Consider the following 15,101-nt stretch of genomic DNA (forward strand, 5'->3'; position numbering starts at 1 on the left):
GATGGTAGTTGGGCTTACGTTCCGCGAGAGTAGGACGTTGCCGGGCAAATATTTATAAAATGGATGCGATGAGCCGCACTCGAGACCTGTTCGGTCTCTTTTTTTTGATTCAATTTAATATAGGTTCAGGGTAATCTAAACCCCGAACCTATATTACGAAATGATAATTTTTTATAAAATTGATTATTCTGAGATAGAAGCTCTATGCGAACTGTTGGGAAAGTTTCTTGCAAATGCTTTATCATGCTTTCTCCGTATCCTTGTGATCTATATTCTTTGGCTACAATAATCTCAGTAATATACAATGTTAAAGATTCATCTGTTAAAAATCGAGTATATCCGACAAGTTCTTGATTATCTTCAATAACGATAATTTTAGAAGTCATGAGTAATTTTGATAATAGCTCTTTAGTAAATGTATGCCAGCCTTCTGCTTGTGCTATTTTATATAATGCGTCTACATCTAAATCGATAGCGTTTCTAATTTGCATGTTCCTCACTCCTCTTTAATTGTAGTATAACGTAATAGATTTAACTTTAAAATGACGCTCATTGTAATCATTGATATAATGAGTAAAGAAAGTTATATAAGAGGTAATTAAAATGAGTTTATACGATAAAATACAATCTATTCAAGATGAAAATTCCATATCATTACATGTACCTGGTCATCACAATAATACGATTGGTTATTTAAAAGAAATAAATTTAGGTATGGATATGACCGAAATAACCGGTTTAGATGATTTACACCAACCTGAAGAGGTCATACGAGAAAGTATGATGAAAATGGATAGATATCCAAATCATGATGCGCGATACCTTGTTAATGGGACAACGGTTGGGATTTTATCAGTCATATATGCTGTTAAACATTTAGATGGCGATATATTAATACCCAGAAACGCGCATAAATCTATATATAATGCATTAAGTTTAACAAACCAAAAAGCTATATGGATGCCTATGACAGTTTCGGAGGAGACAGGTCAGTATGATGGAGTAAAAAGCTTAGATACTTTAGACTTATCTAATGTAAAATTAGCGATTTTTACGTACCCTAACTATTATGGAGAAGTATTTGACATTCAATCACATATACAATTGTTAAAAGCTTATGGTGTTCCTACATTAGTAGATGAGGCACATGGTGCACATTTTGGTATAAGTTCATACTTTCCTCAGTCTTCTATCATGTATGAAGCAGATATTGTTGTGCAGTCTTATCATAAAACGTTACCAGCTCTAACAATGGGTTCTGTTATGTATATAAGAAAAGAACTTCCTATACAACAACGTATTGAGGAATATTTGACGATGTTACAAACTTCTAGCCCTTCTTATTTAATAATGACAAGTTTAGAGAAAGCAGAACTGTTTTATAAACATTATAATGATGAGCTATTTAAACGTTTACGAATGGTGCTTATTCAGACTTTAAAAGAAGTAGGTTTAGAGGTGGGAAGTCTAGCGGACCCTCTTAAATTATTAGTATCACATGAAAAAATGACAGGTGAGCAAGTGAAACAAATATTTGAACAATCAAACATTTATGTTGAATTGAATGATGAAAAATATATATTACTTGTTTTGCCGTTATGGCATGAAGGCGATAGTTTTCCGTTTGAAGTATTAATTAATAAGATTAAAAGTCTTAAATTGGATTATTATTATCAAGTAAGAGGCCGGGCTAAATTTGATTTACCTGTTACTTCTGGCGTTTATGTGCCTATAGAAGTTAAAGATGCAATAACAATAGATTTGATAGATGCAGTCAATAAAATCTCTGCAGTAGATGTTATACCTTACCCTCCAGGCATACCTGTAATATTAAAAGGTGAATACATAAAAGGCGACGTCCTTAATTCTCTTTTACATTGGATAGATAGTGGTGGTAGAGTAGAAGGTATAATTAACAAGCAAATAAAGATAAAGGATGAACACTAAATGGGTCAGTTTATTACATTTGAAGGGCCAGAAGGTTCTGGAAAGACAACTGTTATACATAAAGTTTATGAAAAATTAAATAAAGAATATAATGTTATTATAACTAGAGAACCAGGTGGTATAAAAATCAGTGAAGCAATTCGCAAATTACTGTTAGACAGTGATGATGATATGGACGAACGTACAGAAGCACTTTTATTCGCAGCAGCAAGAAGGCAACATTTAGTCGAAAAAATCATTCCACAACTTGAGGATGGTGGCATTGTACTATGTGATCGTTTCGTAGATAGTTCATTAAGTTACCAGGGTTACGCTCGTGAAATTGGGGTAAAGGAAGTACAAGCAATTAATGAATTTGCTATTGAAAATCTTTATCCAGATTTAACGCTTTATTTTGATGTACCTGCAGAAATTGGTTTAAACAGAATTAAAGATAATCAAAGAAATGCAAATCGTTTGGATAAAGAAAAAATAGAGTTTCATCATAAGGTTACAGATGGGTATAAAAAGTTGATATCTGAGTACCCAGATAGAATTAAAGTTATTGATGCTACACAATCATTGGAAAAGGTTATAGAAGACGCTTATTTCGCTATTGTAAATCATCTAAATCAAGTTTAAAATATGATATAATATATAAAGAGGTGTTTAGTTATGAAAATGGTTATAGCGATTGTCCAAGATCAAGATAGTCAAAATTTATCAGAAGCGCTTATAGAGAAAGATTTTAGAGCTACAAAGCTTGCTACAACAGGTGGATTTTTAAGAGCTGGTAATACAACATTCCTATGCGGTGTAAAAGATGAGCGAGTAGACGAATTATTACGACTCATAGATGGAACTTGTGGTAATCGTGAACAACTTGTTTCACCTATCACACCAATGGGAGGCAGTGCGGATTCTTATATACCGTACCCAGTTGAAGTAGAAGTTGGTGGCGCAACAGTATTTGTTATGCCAATCGAACAATTTCATCAATTTTAGAACTGATTAGCTGCCATTAGTGCAGCTTTTTTATTGCAAGGAGCGTAGAAAATGCAATTAAAAGAAGAGCTTGATCAATTATTGAGTGCTGAACAGTTATCTCACGCTTATTTATTTGAGGGAGATAATATGTTTGAAATGAAGACGACAGCTATGTATTTTGCTGAACAAATTCTTTGTAACAATGAGGGGAATTGTATTACAAAAGTACAAACAATGAATCACCCTGATTTTATGTATATACAAACTGAAGAAACAACTATAAAGAAACAACAAATAGAAGAATTGCTTAGAAAAATGAATCAAAAACCAATAGAAAGTAAATATAAAGTTTACATTATTGAAGCTTTTGATAAACTAACAGTACAAGGTGAAAATAGTATACTTAAATTTTTAGAGGAACCACCTCCAAATACAATAGCCTTGTTATTAACAACAAAGAAAGATCAAATTTTACCAACGATACATTCGAGATGTCAGCTTATCCATTTTAAACCGGCATCAAAGGAGACTTTTATAGAAGATTTACAAGCATCCGATATTTCCGCTGCAATTGCGCACACATTGAGTTTTGTAACATCGGATAAGGATGAGGCTATTTCTTTAACTGAAGAACAATTATTTACACAATTGAGAAAATCTGTTGCTAAGTTAGCAGATTTAATGGTTAAAGATCACCAGATGGCTTTAATATATTTAATTGATTGTATAAAAGTTGCGAATACACGACCTTTGCAACAATTATTTTTAAATAGTTTAAATGCTTATTTTCAAGATGTATTACATGCTAAAATAGAGTTGGATTCAATTAAAGCGTTTCCAGATTTGGATGCACAGATTGTAAACACTAGTACACAATTATCTTTAAGCGATATTTCGAATTATATACAGTGCATTACTGAAGCTAATCGTAAATTAGCGCAAAATGTTAATGCGACATTAGTTTTTGAACAGATGGTTATAAAAGGGAAGAGGTGATTAAATGTATGAAATCATAGGCGTACAGTTTCAAGAAGCTGGGAAGAAAGAATATTTCTCTCCAAACGGAGAAAGATTCAAAGAAAATGATTTAGTTGTTGTAGAATCTAAACGTGGAGTAGAGTTAGGACAAGTTAAATTAACTAATCGTCATGTAGGCAAAGATGATGTGGTTTTACCTTTGAAAGAAGTTATACGTCACGCTACAGATGAAGATGTCGAAAAATATCATTCAAATTTAGCAGAGGCTGATAAAGCATTGGCACTGTGTAAAGAGATGGTAGCGACACATGAATTGAACATGAGATTAGTAAATTGTGAATATACACTAGATAAGAGTAAGGTTATATTTAATTTTACAGCTGATGACAGAATTGATTTTAGAAACTTAGTAAAATCATTAGCATATGAATTAAAAACACGTATTGAGCTTAGACAAATAGGTGTGAGGGATGAAGCGAAGTTATTAGGTGGTATTGGTCCATGTGGTCGTTCGCTTTGTTGCTCGACATTCTTAGGAGATTTTGAGCCTGTATCTATAAAAATGGCTAAAGATCAAAATCTTTCGCTTAATCCAACAAAAATTTCCGGTGCATGTGGTCGTTTGATGTGCTGTTTAAAATATGAAAATGATTATTACGAAGATGTAAGAAACGAATTGCCAGACGTGGGTACTACTGTTGTAACACCTGAGGGAGATGGTAAAGTCGTAGGATTAAATATTCTAGATATCACGATGCAAGTTAAAGTGAAAGGTTTCGAACAACTTTTTGATTATAAACTTGATGAATTACTTGAAGTCCATTCATAAGGGAGGATTTTACTGTGAATAGGGACGAGTTGTTTGAAACAATTATGATGTTAGAAAATGAACTTAAACAAATTAATGCGCATATGGATAAACTGAAGAACCAAGCAGTCGAATTGGTTGAAGATAATGTTGCACTTCAGATGGAAAACGATAGTCTGAAACGGGTAGTTGAATCCAATGAAACAACGCATAATAAAAAACCAAATAAAAAGGTAAGACCTCTTCAAAGTAAAGATAATCTAGCTATGTTGTATCATGAAGGTTTTCATATATGTCGAGGAGAATTATTTGGTAAACATAGACAAGGTCAAGATTGCTTGTTTTGTCTAGAGGTACTTAATAGAGAATAGGGTAATCAGGCATCTTGCATGCCTGATTTTTTAAATGAGGTGATTTTGTGTTACATAAAGGTGAAAGATTAGATCAACTTTTAAGAGAAAAATTTGAAATTATTCAAAATGATGATGTGTTTTCCTTTTCTACTGACGCATTATTGTTAGGTGATTTCGTTCAAACAAGAAATAAGGATAAAGTGATGGATTTATGTTCTGGTAATGGTATTATCCCGTTACTTTTAGCTCATAAATCACTATCTGAAATTCAAGCAGTAGAAATTCAAGAAACATTGGTCGACATGGCTCAAAGAACAATTCAGCATAATCATTTACAAAATCAAATTTCGATAAAACAATTAGATTTAAATAAAGTAACAACTGAATATGCACCGTCGACCTTCGATGTTGTCACGGTTAACCCACCTTATTTTAAAGAAAATCAACAAATGAAACATCAAAAAGAAGCGCATAAAATAGCAAGGCATGAAGTTTATTGCACACTTGAGGATGTTGTAAGAGCAAGTAAACATTTACTCAAGCAAGGTGGTAAATTAATGATGGTTCATAGAGCAGAAAGACTGATGGATGTCTTAACGCACTTTAGACTTTTTAATATAGAACCAAAGAGATTAAGACTTGTATATAGTAGTCCTTCTAAAAAAGAAGCAGTAACGATATTGGTAGAAGGACGGAGCGGTGGGCAACCTGGTTTGAAAATTGAACAACCATTTTATATTTATAATACAAATGGTGAATATTCTGAAGAGATGAAGGAAGTCTATTATGGATAAACATTATACATATATATTAGAATGTAAAGATCAAACATTATATACTGGATACACTACTGATTTAGAACGCAGATTAAAGGTGCATAATGATGGTAAAGGTGCAAAATACACAAAAATAAGACGTCCCGTTAAACTTGTATACCATGAAGAGTTTGATAATAAATCAGAAGCATTAAAAAGAGAGTATGCCTTAAAACAATTGAGTAGAAAACAAAAGTTATTACTCATAAAGGAGGGATAGCATGTCAACTTTACATTTAGTAGGCACCCCAATAGGAAATTTAGAAGATATAACATATCGCGCCGTAAGAATTTTAAAAGAGTCAGATTATATTTTTTGTGAAGACACTCGTGTAACGTCAAAACTTTGCCAACACTATGAAATACACACACCATTAAAGTCTTATCACGAACATAATAAAGATAAAGCTTCAGAGCAGATTATTGATTATATGGAAGATGATAAACAAATTGCTTTAGTCTCTGATGCTGGTTGTCCTTGTATCAGTGATCCAGGTTATGAACTTGTAAACCAAGTTAGAGAAGCGGGATTCCTTGTGGAAACTATTCCTGGACCAAATGCCGCTATTACAGCATTAATGACAAGTGGACTACCGTCATATAAATTTGTATTTTTAGGATTTTTACCAAGGCAGGCTAAAGATAAGCATGAAGTATTAGATAAATGGATGCATAGAGAATCGACAATGATGATTTATGAATCACCCTACCGTGTAAAACAAACATTAAAAGCTATATCTGAAATAGACTCAGAAAGAAAAATAGCAATTGGTAGAGAGTTGACTAAAAAGTTTGAACAAGTTGAAACAGGGTCGGTTGAAACAATTGAAAATATGTTAGAAGACGATTCTATACCACAAAAAGGTGAGTTTGTTATTCTTATAGAAGGTATAGATGAATCCAGTCAGACAGAACAATGGTGGAAAGAAATGGACTTAAAAGAACATGTTGATTCGTACATTAATGAACAAGATATGCGTTCTAAAGATGCTATTAAACAAGTCGCTTTAGATAGAAATATGAAAAAGAGAGATGTATATGAAGCATTTCATATAGATAATTAAAATAAGAGCCTGAGACAATTAATTATGTCCCAGACTCTTTGATACATATAGTAAGTAATTATTTAGATTTTTTTTCAATCTCATTCATTAATTGCTGAGCGCCTTCTTCGCTTAATACGATTTTACCATCTGCTAAAACAAAGTTTTCTTCAGAAACATCGCCAGTAACCTGACAAGTCATGTTAGGTGAATATTTCTTTAGAATAATTCTGTCATCATCAGTGTAAATCTCTAAAGCGTCTTTCTCAGCAATGTCTAATATGCGTCGTAACTCGATAGGAATTACTACACGGCCTAGTTCATCTACTTTACGAACGATTCCAGTTGATTTCATTTCTTTACCTCCGTTTAATAAAACCATAATTATCTAATTCGACATTCATTCGACAATTATATAAATAGTATACTAATACGTATTGAAGAAATTGTCAATAAAATAATAAATTGTATACACTTAATTATTCGACATTAAAACTACATTTGCGCGCTTTACCATAATAAGGAAATATTGAAAAAATGCTAAATTTTCGGTATATTATATAGATAAGATATTAGGAGGAAACGCTGATGACGAAAGAGACTTTTTACATTTCGACACCGATTTATTATCCGAGCGGGAATTTACACATAGGTCATGCTTACACAACGGTTGCCGGTGATGTAATAGCTAGATATAAACGGTTACAAGGATATGATGTTCATTACTTAACAGGTACAGATGAGCATGGACAAAAAATACAAGAGAAGGCTAAAGAAGCTGGATTATCAGAAATTGAATATTTAAATGGTATTGTCGAAAATATTCAAGCGTTATGGAAAAAATTAGACATTTCAAATGATGATTTTATTCGTACGACAGAAAAACGACACAAAGTGGTTGTTGAAAAAGTCTTTGAAAAATTATTAGCGCAGGGAGATATTTATTTAGGTGAATATGAAGGATGGTATTCAATACCAGATGAAACATACTACACTGAAACACAATTAGTAGATCCAGTTTATGAAGATGGAAAAATTGTTGGTGGTAAAAGCCCTGATTCAGGACATGAAGTCGAGCTAGTTAAAGAAGAAAGCTATTTCTTTAAATTAGATAAATATTCGGATAGATTATTAAAATTCTTTGATGAAAACCCAGACTTTATTATGCCTATTTCTCGTAAAAATGAAATGGTTAATAATTTCATCAAACCTGGTTTAGAAGATTTGGCCATCTCAAGAACAACTTTTGATTGGGGTATTAAAGTGCCTTCTAATCCTAAACACGTTGTTTATGTATGGATAGATGCATTAGTAAACTATATATCAGCTTTAGGTTATTTAACTGATGATGATGAGCTGTTTAAAAAATACTGGCCAGCAGACGTTCATTTAATGGCTAAAGAAATTGTTAGGTTCCACGTTATAATATGGCCGATTTTATTAATGGCTTTAGATATACCTTTACCTAAGCGTGAATTTGCTCATGGTTGGATTTTAATGAAAGACGGTAAAATGAGTAAATCTAAAGGTAATGTTGTTGATCCTAACGTATTAATTGATAAATATGGCTTAGACGCTACAAGATATTACTTAATGAGAGAATTACCATTCGGTGCAGATGGTGTGTTTACGCCTGAGGCATTCGTAGAACGTACGAATTATGACTTAGCGAATGATTTAGGTAACCTAGTTAATCGTACAATTGCTATGGTAAATAAATACTTTAACGGTGTTCTACCTAAATATAAAGGTCAATTACATCCTCTAGATGAAGAAATGGAAAATATGGCTATTGATACAAAAAATAATTTCTATGAAGCAATGGAAAACATGCAATTCTCAGTTGCGTTGGCAGAAGTTTGGAAGCTTATTAGCCGTACAAATAAATACATCGATGAAACAACACCTTGGGTATTAGCTAAAGATGAAAATGAACGTGAAATGTTAGAAAACGTAATGATTCATTTAGTTGAAAATATTAGGTTTGCTGCAGTGTTATTACGTCCGTTCTTAACACATGCGCCTTATGAAATTTTCCGCCAATTAAACTTGGAAAAAGGAAAGTTAGATACGTTCGAAAGCATCGAAACTTATGGTGCTATTGATGAAGAAATTACAGTCATCTCCAAACCAGAACCTATTTTCCCAAGACTTGATGTTGAAGAAGAAGTAGCTTTCATTAAAAATTCAATGCAAGGTGGCACTACTCCTGAAGAAGAGCCAGAAGAAGAAAATAAAAAAGAAGAAAATCCTAGTAAACCTGAAATAACGATTGATCAATTCGATAAAGTGGAAATTAAAGCTGCAACAGTAACTGGAGCAGATTATGTAAAAAAATCCGATAAATTATTGAAAATCAAAGTAGATTTAGGTAACGAGAAAAGACAAATTGTTTCAGGTATTGCTGAATTTTATAAACCTGAAGATATAGTTGGTAAAAAAGTTGCAGTTGTAACGAATTTGAAACCAGTTAAATTACGTGGTGAATTATCTGAAGGTATGATACTTTCTGCCGAAAAAGATGGCATGCTTACTTTAGTAGGATTACCTAACGCAATTCAAAATGGTTCAATTATAAAGTAATGAATTGGAAGGAAGATATGAATGCTAATAGACACACATGTTCACTTGAACGCTAATCAATACGATGATGACTTACAAGAAGTAATCGATAGAGCGCTATCTGAAGGTATCGATAGAATGTTTGTCGTTGGTTTTGATACAAAAACAATAGAGAGAACAATGAAACTCATCGATCAATACGACTTTATTTATGGTATTATCGGCTGGCATCCAGTCGATGCAATCGACTGTACAGATGAACGTTTAGAATGGGTAGAGTCATTATCTAAACATCCTAAAATTATTGGAATAGGTGAAATGGGATTAGACTACCATTGGGATAAGTCACCAAAAGATATCCAAAAAGATGTGTTTAGAAAGCAAATCGCATTAGCTAAACGAGTTCAATTACCAATCATTATTCATAATAGAGAAGCAACACAAGATTGTGTAGATATTTTGAAAGAAGAAAACGCTAGTGAAGTTGGCGGTATTATGCATAGCTTTAGTGGTTCTAATGAAATAGCTGACGAAATTTTAAAAATGAATTTCTATGTTTCGTTAGGTGGCCCAGTGACTTTTAAAAATGCTAAACAACCTAAGGAAGTAGCTAAGCATGTTCCGTTAGATAGATTATTAGTAGAAACAGATGCGCCATTCTTATCACCTCACCCATATAGAGGGAAAAGAAATGAGCCTGCTCGTGTAAAACTTGTTGCCGAACAAATTGCAGAGTTACGTGGTCTCACGTATGAAGAAGTTTGTGAAGCAACTACCGAAAACGCTGAAAGATTATTTAAATTATAAAATAAGATGCCCCAAAACGGTTGTTTTGGGGCATCTTTAAAGAAGGTAAACTTTATGAAAATAAATGAATTTGTGGTAGTAGAAGGTAGAGATGATACGGTCAATGTTAAACGTGCCGTCGATTGCGATACTATAGAGACAAATGGTTCTGCTGTTTCTAAAGAGATTTTGGAGGTCATTAAGCAAGCACATGAAAAACGTGGTGTTATTGTACTTACTGACCCTGATTTCCCGGGTGATAAAATTCGAAATACGATTAAGCAATATGTTCCAAGTGTTAAACATGCTTTTATCCCAAGAGACAAAGCTAAAAACAAAAGAGGTAAAATAGGTGTAGAACATGCGTCGGTTGAAACAGTGAAAGAAGCGTTAACTAATGTAAGTTCACCATTAGAAGCTGATGTAGAAACTATTGATAAAGCTGTATTAATTGATTTGGGATTAATTATAGGGCCAGAAGCAAGAAGAAAAAGAGAAAAACTATGTAGTAAGTTGAATATTGGACACTCGAATGGTAAACAATTATTAAACAAACTCAATGCTTTCGGTTATACTGAAAAAGATGTAAAAGAAGCGCTTGGATATAAAGAGGAGTGACATAATGAACGAAAAAGATATCGCAACACCTAAACGCACAAAAGCGTTGTTAGACCAATATGGCTTTAAATTCAAAAAAAGTCTAGGTCAAAACTTTTTAATTGATACAAATATCATCCAAAAAATCATTTCAGCGAGTGACATTGACGAAAATACAGGTGTTATTGAAGTTGGGCCAGGTATGGGTTCATTAACTGAGCAATTAGCAAGAGTAGCTAAAAAAGTTCTAGCCTTTGAAATTGATCAAAGATTAATACCTGTATTAGAAGATACGTTGAATCCATATTCAAATGTAACGATTGTAAATGAAGATATATTAAAAGCCAATGTACAAAAAGAAATTGATCAACATTTAAAAGACTGTGACAAGATTATGTTAGTTGCCAATTTGCCATATTATATTACTACGCCTATATTGATGAATTTATTAGAAAATGATTTACCAATTGATGGCTTCGTTGTCATGATGCAAAAAGAAGTGGGCGAAAGATTAAATGCTAAAGTAGGCAGCAAAAGTTATGGTTCTTTATCTATTGCATGTCAATACTATACTGAAACTGAACGTGTTTTAGTAGTCCCTAAGACCGTCTTCATGCCGCCACCGAACGTTGATTCAATTGTAATAAAACTTACAAAACGGACTAAACCAGTTGTAGAAGTCGACGATGAACAAAAGTTATTTAAATTAACAAAAGGTGCATTTACACAAAGAAGAAAGACTATTTTAAATAACTATATTAGTACAATCAAGGATGGCAAAGTGCATAAAGATGAAATTATTGAATGGTTAAACGAATCAAACATAGACCCTAAAAGGCGCGGGGAAACGCTAACAATACATGATTATGCACATCTTTGTAACAATTTGAAAAAATACCCTAATTTATCTGTATAAATATATTGACAACGGCCTCTCAAATTGATAAAATTTAAATTTTATTTGACAAAATCTTGCTATCATAGTATAATATTCTATATAGCGAGGTGGGTCAATATGCCGAAGACTTTAGTAGACATCAAAAAAATATTGGATTGTCAATTAGGAAATCGTATTGTACTTAAAGCTAATGGAGGACGTAAGAAGTTAATTGAGCGCAGTGGTGTGCTTAAGGAAACGTATCCATCAGTTTTCGTGGTCGAATTAGATCAAGAGAAACATAATTTTGAGCGTGTATCTTATACATACACTGATGTATTAACTGAGAATGTCCAAGTAACTTTTATGAATGAACATAAAGAAGAATTTATTGTTCAATAATCATAAAGTTCACAATAAAAAACTCTACGCGATATGACTGTGATATGGCGTAGAGTTTTTTTGTTGCAAAAAATAGGATAAAGCTCATACTTTCTAACATTTATTTATGGTAAAATCATAATAATAAGTTTTAGAAAGGGCAAGTATATGATTTATGAGACAGCACCAGCAAAAATTAATTTAACACTAGATACTTTATACAAACGTGATGATGGTTATCACGAGGTGGAAATGATTATGACAACCGTTGACCTAAATGATAGACTGTCTTTTGAAAAAAGAGAAGATGGTGAAATTGTCATCGATGTAGAGCATAATTTTGTTCCAAGTGATCATAGAAATTTAGCTTATAAAGCTGCAAAATTAATGAAGGACAAATACAACATAAAAGACGGTGTGACGATTTCTTTAGAAAAAAGCATTCCTATTTCAGCTGGTTTAGCAGGTGGCTCTAGTGATGCTGCTGCTACTTTTAGAGGTTTGAATAAACTTTGGGGGATCAATGACTCGTTAGAAGCATTGAGTGATTTATCAGCGGAAATTGGGTCGGATATTTCTTTTTGTATCTATGGAAAAACGGCGTTATGTCGTGGTAGGGGAGAGCAATTAACGCATTTACCTAAACCACCATCAGCTTGGGTTATCATAGCCAAGCCAGACATCGGCGTCTCTACACCCGAAATTTATGGCGCTTTAACTTTAGAAAAGACATCTAAAGTTTTAACGAAAGAATGCCAGCAAGCTTTAATAGACGGTGATTATGAACGTTTATGTAAGTCGTTAGGTAATAGCCTTGAGAGTGTTACTATGGGACTATACCCAGAGGTTGAAAAGCTGAAAAACACTATGACAAATACAGGTGTGGATGCAGCATTAATGAGCGGAAGCGGTCCGACTGTTTATGGCTTTGTTCAAAAGGAAAGGCAGGCTAAGCAAGTCTATAATGCTCTGAAAGGATGCTGCAAAGATGTATTCATTGTGAGATTACTTGGATAGCTTTGTTAAAACCGTACGATTATAGTATAATTGTGGCAAAAATACGGATAGAGAATGGAGTTTTATAAATGAGGTTTAAACGAAGTGAGAGAATCGTTTATATGACACAGTATTTATTGAAACATCCTAATGAGTTAGTGCCGTTAACTTACTTTGTGAATTATTTTGGACAAGCAAAGTCTTCTATAAGTGAAGACATACAAATCATTAAAGAAACTTTTCAAGCAGAAGGTTTAGGGATTATTGAAACTACTGCAGGTGCTAGCGGCGGTGTAACTTACCGACCGAAAATGTACAAGAAAGAAGCGATTGAATTAATTGAAGATTTGTGTGAATTGCTTAAAGAGAGAGAAAGATTATTACCAGGCGGCTATTTATTTATGTCAGATCTTGTTGGTAACCCTAAACTTTTAAACCAAGTTGGGGAACTTATCGCAACGATGTACATGGATGAAGAACTTGATGCGGTTGTTACAATTGCAACTAAAGGGATATCGTTAGCTAATGCAGTAGCGAAAGTGCTCAATTTACCTGTTGTGGTAATTAGAAAAGATAATAAAGTAACAGAAGGATCAACGGTTTCAATTAACTATGTATCAGGATCTTCAAGGAAAATTGAAACAATGGTTTTATCTAAACGAACATTGCCTGAATATTCAAATGTATTAATAGTTGACGACTTTATGAGAGCAGGTGGCTCAATCAATGGTGTTATCAATTTGATGAATGAGTTTAAAGCAACTGTAAAAGGGGTATCAGTACTTGTAGAATCAAAAGAAGTTAAACATCGTTTGGTTGAAGATTATACATCTTTAGTGAGATTGTCGAATGTAGACGAATACAACCAACAATTTTCAGTAGAAGAAGGCAACTGTTTAAAAAGATTTAATTAAGAAGAGAGGGTTAATCATCATGAAAAGTATAAACGCAACAAACGCTCCAGAAGCATTAGGACCATACTGCCACGCTGTAGTGGTAGATAATCTAGTATTTACTTCGGGGCAAATACCGTTAAATCAAAAAGGCGAAATTGTATCAGATGATGTAAAAGTGCAGACTGAACAAGTCATCGAAAACTTAAAAAAAGTACTTGAAGAAAGTGGCGCTTCTTTAAATAATGTCGTGAAATCTATGATCTTTATTAAAGATATGAATGATTTTCAAGATATTAACTCCGTATATGGACAATATTTCAATGAACATTTGCCTGCTAGAAGTTGTGTTGAGGTTGCGCGCCTACCTAAAGATGTTAAAGTTGAGATTGAAATGATCGCAAAAATACAATAATATTCTTCAATTTAAATGATGCTGCTACTTAAAAAAGACAAACAGGGGGCACACAAGTCATGAAGGTAACAGATGTGAGATTAAGAAAAATCCAAACAGATGGAAGAATGAAAGCTTTAGTTTCTATTACATTAGACGATGCTTTTGTTGTTCACGATTTAAGAGTAATTGAAGGGAATTCAGGTTTATTTGTAGCTATGCCAAGTAAACGTACACCCGACGGAGAGTTCCGGGATATTGCTCACCCTATTAACTCTGAAATGAGACAAGAAATTCAAGAAGCAGTCATGAAAGTTTATGATGAAACTGATGAAGTAATCATTCCGAAATCTGCTAAAGATGACGATTCTGAATCAGAAAATCAAAATGAAGATGAAAATGAAGAATAAAAATTGGAATAGGCATACGCAAAGCTTGTGTCTGAAATAATACAGGAGAAATTCTTAGTTTGATAAGAGTTTTTCCTGTTTTTTTTATACAATTATTCAACAACGGTTAATTAATGATGAATAAAAATACTATTCATTAAATTTTTATTTAATGCGTTAATGCTTTGCCTTTACTATATATCATGAATATTAAAGACGATTATTTTGTGAAATAATTTCTATGTTTAATAACTCTTTCTTGATAGTCGTACACAAATTAAATTATAATAAGATAAAGTGCGTTTAAATGGAGGTT

General features: G+C 33.0%; 20 protein-coding genes. 18 read left to right on the forward strand and 2 right to left on the reverse strand.

The features are described from left to right. Positions 1-125: 125 nt before the first annotated feature. Positions 126-491 carry a GNAT family N-acetyltransferase gene (locus LQ682_RS13120; RefSeq protein WP_070045708.1) on the reverse strand — a complete coding sequence of 122 codons (366 nt, stop codon included), beginning with the start codon at positions 489-491 and terminating at the stop codon, positions 126-128. Between the two features lie 112 nt (positions 492-603). Between LQ682_RS13120 and LQ682_RS13125 the strand changes: the two genes are divergently transcribed. The 9 genes from LQ682_RS13125 to rsmI are packed head-to-tail and all read left to right on the forward strand — an operon-like array spanning position 604 to position 6,931. Further along, positions 604-1,947 carry an aminotransferase class I/II-fold pyridoxal phosphate-dependent enzyme gene (locus LQ682_RS13125; RefSeq protein WP_084819088.1) on the forward strand — a complete coding sequence of 448 codons (1,344 nt, stop codon included), beginning with the start codon at positions 604-606 and terminating at the stop codon, positions 1,945-1,947. Continuing rightward, positions 1,948-2,568, forward strand: coding sequence for a dTMP kinase (gene tmk, locus LQ682_RS13130; RefSeq protein WP_064205214.1), 621 nt, complete (start codon positions 1,948-1,950; stop codon positions 2,566-2,568). 33 nt (positions 2,569-2,601) lie between these two features. Next, positions 2,602-2,931, forward strand: coding sequence for a cyclic-di-AMP receptor (locus LQ682_RS13135; protein ID WP_016999928.1), 330 nt, complete (start codon positions 2,602-2,604; stop codon positions 2,929-2,931). A 51-nt stretch (positions 2,932-2,982) separates the two neighbouring features. Further along, a complete protein-coding gene (locus LQ682_RS13140; protein WP_016999927.1) occupies positions 2,983-3,909 on the forward strand; it encodes a hypothetical protein in 927 nt (308 codons plus the stop codon). A 4-nt stretch (positions 3,910-3,913) separates the two neighbouring features. Continuing rightward, on the forward strand, positions 3,914-4,720 hold the full coding sequence (locus LQ682_RS13145) for a PSP1 domain-containing protein (protein WP_016999926.1): 807 nt from the start codon (positions 3,914-3,916) through the stop codon (positions 4,718-4,720). 14 nt (positions 4,721-4,734) lie between these two features. Next, positions 4,735-5,070, forward strand: coding sequence for a DNA replication initiation control protein YabA (yabA, locus tag LQ682_RS13150; RefSeq protein WP_016999925.1), 336 nt, complete (start codon positions 4,735-4,737; stop codon positions 5,068-5,070). A gap of 47 nt (positions 5,071-5,117) precedes the next feature. Beyond that, positions 5,118-5,846, forward strand: a complete 729-nt coding sequence (locus LQ682_RS13155; protein WP_064211592.1) for a tRNA1(Val) (adenine(37)-N6)-methyltransferase — start codon at positions 5,118-5,120, stop codon at positions 5,844-5,846. After that, the gene (locus LQ682_RS13160; RefSeq protein WP_016999923.1) at positions 5,839-6,087 is read left to right on the forward strand and encodes a GIY-YIG nuclease family protein; all 249 of its coding nucleotides are present in this window, start codon (positions 5,839-5,841) and stop codon (positions 6,085-6,087) included. The genes LQ682_RS13155 and LQ682_RS13160 overlap by 8 nt, the downstream gene beginning before the upstream one ends. A 1-nt stretch (position 6,088) precedes the next feature. Continuing rightward, positions 6,089-6,931, forward strand: coding sequence for a 16S rRNA (cytidine(1402)-2'-O)-methyltransferase (gene rsmI, locus LQ682_RS13165; protein ID WP_016999922.1), 843 nt, complete (start codon positions 6,089-6,091; stop codon positions 6,929-6,931). Between the two features lie 58 nt (positions 6,932-6,989). On the opposite strand, the gene LQ682_RS13170 is transcribed toward rsmI, so the two are convergent. Beyond that, positions 6,990-7,265, reverse strand: a complete 276-nt coding sequence (locus LQ682_RS13170) for an AbrB/MazE/SpoVT family DNA-binding domain-containing protein (RefSeq protein WP_016999921.1) — start codon at positions 7,263-7,265, stop codon at positions 6,990-6,992. Between the two features lie 233 nt (positions 7,266-7,498). On the opposite strand from LQ682_RS13170, the gene metG reads away from it, so the two are divergent. The 9 genes from metG (at position 7,499) to spoVG (ending at position 14,806) form a co-directional block, all read left to right on the forward strand. Then, entirely contained in the window at positions 7,499-9,493 is a 1,995-nt protein-coding gene (gene metG / locus LQ682_RS13175; protein WP_239724565.1) for a methionine--tRNA ligase, read from the forward strand. Positions 9,494-9,514: 21 nt separating this feature from the next. Next, a complete protein-coding gene (locus LQ682_RS13180; protein WP_239724566.1) occupies positions 9,515-10,279 on the forward strand; it encodes a TatD family hydrolase in 765 nt (254 codons plus the stop codon). Between the two features lie 54 nt (positions 10,280-10,333). Beyond that, entirely contained in the window at positions 10,334-10,876 is a 543-nt protein-coding gene (gene rnmV, locus LQ682_RS13185) for a ribonuclease M5 (RefSeq protein ID WP_016999918.1), read from the forward strand. 1 nt (position 10,877) lies between these two features. Then, complete coding sequence (rsmA, locus tag LQ682_RS13190) at positions 10,878-11,771, forward strand: 16S rRNA (adenine(1518)-N(6)/adenine(1519)-N(6))-dimethyltransferase RsmA (protein ID WP_275044925.1); 894 nt, start codon at positions 10,878-10,880, stop codon at positions 11,769-11,771. A gap of 99 nt (positions 11,772-11,870) precedes the next feature. Beyond that, the gene (gene veg, locus LQ682_RS13195; protein ID WP_016999916.1) at positions 11,871-12,134 is read left to right on the forward strand and encodes a biofilm formation stimulator Veg; all 264 of its coding nucleotides are present in this window, start codon (positions 11,871-11,873) and stop codon (positions 12,132-12,134) included. 147 nt (positions 12,135-12,281) lie between these two features. Then, entirely contained in the window at positions 12,282-13,130 is an 849-nt protein-coding gene (ispE, locus tag LQ682_RS13200) for a 4-(cytidine 5'-diphospho)-2-C-methyl-D-erythritol kinase (RefSeq protein WP_070045704.1), read from the forward strand. Between the two features lie 68 nt (positions 13,131-13,198). Beyond that, positions 13,199-14,023: a pur operon repressor gene (purR, locus tag LQ682_RS13205; RefSeq protein WP_070045703.1), complete on the forward strand. Its 825-nt coding sequence runs from the start codon at positions 13,199-13,201 to the stop codon at positions 14,021-14,023. 19 nt (positions 14,024-14,042) lie between these two features. After that, positions 14,043-14,417: a RidA family protein gene (locus tag LQ682_RS13210; RefSeq protein ID WP_016999913.1), complete on the forward strand. Its 375-nt coding sequence runs from the start codon at positions 14,043-14,045 to the stop codon at positions 14,415-14,417. 59 nt (positions 14,418-14,476) lie between these two features. Next, positions 14,477-14,806, forward strand: a complete 330-nt coding sequence (spoVG, locus tag LQ682_RS13215; protein WP_070045702.1) for a septation regulator SpoVG — start codon at positions 14,477-14,479, stop codon at positions 14,804-14,806. Positions 14,807-15,101: the final 295 nt, after the last annotated feature.

Origin of the sequence: Mammaliicoccus sp. A-M4, assembly GCF_022386955.1 — a bacterium.
Taxonomy (GTDB): Bacteria; Bacillota; Bacilli; order Staphylococcales; family Staphylococcaceae; genus Mammaliicoccus; species Mammaliicoccus lentus.

What these genes read in the sequence shown, in the direction of transcription:
- LQ682_RS13210 (WP_016999913.1), top strand. Translation starts at nt 14,043, where the DNA reads ATGAAAAGTATAAACGCAACAAACGCTCCAGAAGCATTAGGACCATAC.
- tmk (WP_064205214.1), top strand. Translation starts at nt 1,948, where the DNA reads ATGGGTCAGTTTATTACATTTGAAGGGCCAGAAGGTTCTGGAAAGACA.
- rnmV (WP_016999918.1), top strand. Translation starts at nt 10,334, where the DNA reads ATGAAAATAAATGAATTTGTGGTAGTAGAAGGTAGAGATGATACGGTC.
- LQ682_RS13125 (WP_084819088.1), top strand. Translation starts at nt 604, where the DNA reads ATGAGTTTATACGATAAAATACAATCTATTCAAGATGAAAATTCCATA.
- rsmI (WP_016999922.1), top strand. Translation starts at nt 6,089, where the DNA reads ATGTCAACTTTACATTTAGTAGGCACCCCAATAGGAAATTTAGAAGAT.
- purR (WP_070045703.1), top strand. Translation starts at nt 13,199, where the DNA reads ATGAGGTTTAAACGAAGTGAGAGAATCGTTTATATGACACAGTATTTA.
- LQ682_RS13135 (WP_016999928.1), top strand. Translation starts at nt 2,602, where the DNA reads ATGAAAATGGTTATAGCGATTGTCCAAGATCAAGATAGTCAAAATTTA.
- ispE (WP_070045704.1), top strand. Translation starts at nt 12,282, where the DNA reads ATGATTTATGAGACAGCACCAGCAAAAATTAATTTAACACTAGATACT.
- LQ682_RS13180 (WP_239724566.1), top strand. Translation starts at nt 9,515, where the DNA reads ATGCTAATAGACACACATGTTCACTTGAACGCTAATCAATACGATGAT.
- LQ682_RS13145 (WP_016999926.1), top strand. Translation starts at nt 3,914, where the DNA reads ATGTATGAAATCATAGGCGTACAGTTTCAAGAAGCTGGGAAGAAAGAA.
- LQ682_RS13160 (WP_016999923.1), top strand. Translation starts at nt 5,839, where the DNA reads ATGGATAAACATTATACATATATATTAGAATGTAAAGATCAAACATTA.
- veg (WP_016999916.1), top strand. Translation starts at nt 11,871, where the DNA reads ATGCCGAAGACTTTAGTAGACATCAAAAAAATATTGGATTGTCAATTA.
- LQ682_RS13170 (WP_016999921.1), bottom strand. Translation starts at nt 7,265, where the DNA reads ATGAAATCAACTGGAATCGTTCGTAAAGTAGATGAACTAGGCCGTGTA.
- spoVG (WP_070045702.1), top strand. Translation starts at nt 14,477, where the DNA reads ATGAAGGTAACAGATGTGAGATTAAGAAAAATCCAAACAGATGGAAGA.
- LQ682_RS13120 (WP_070045708.1), bottom strand. Translation starts at nt 491, where the DNA reads ATGCAAATTAGAAACGCTATCGATTTAGATGTAGACGCATTATATAAA.
- metG (WP_239724565.1), top strand. Translation starts at nt 7,499, where the DNA reads ATGACGAAAGAGACTTTTTACATTTCGACACCGATTTATTATCCGAGC.
- LQ682_RS13140 (WP_016999927.1), top strand. Translation starts at nt 2,983, where the DNA reads ATGCAATTAAAAGAAGAGCTTGATCAATTATTGAGTGCTGAACAGTTA.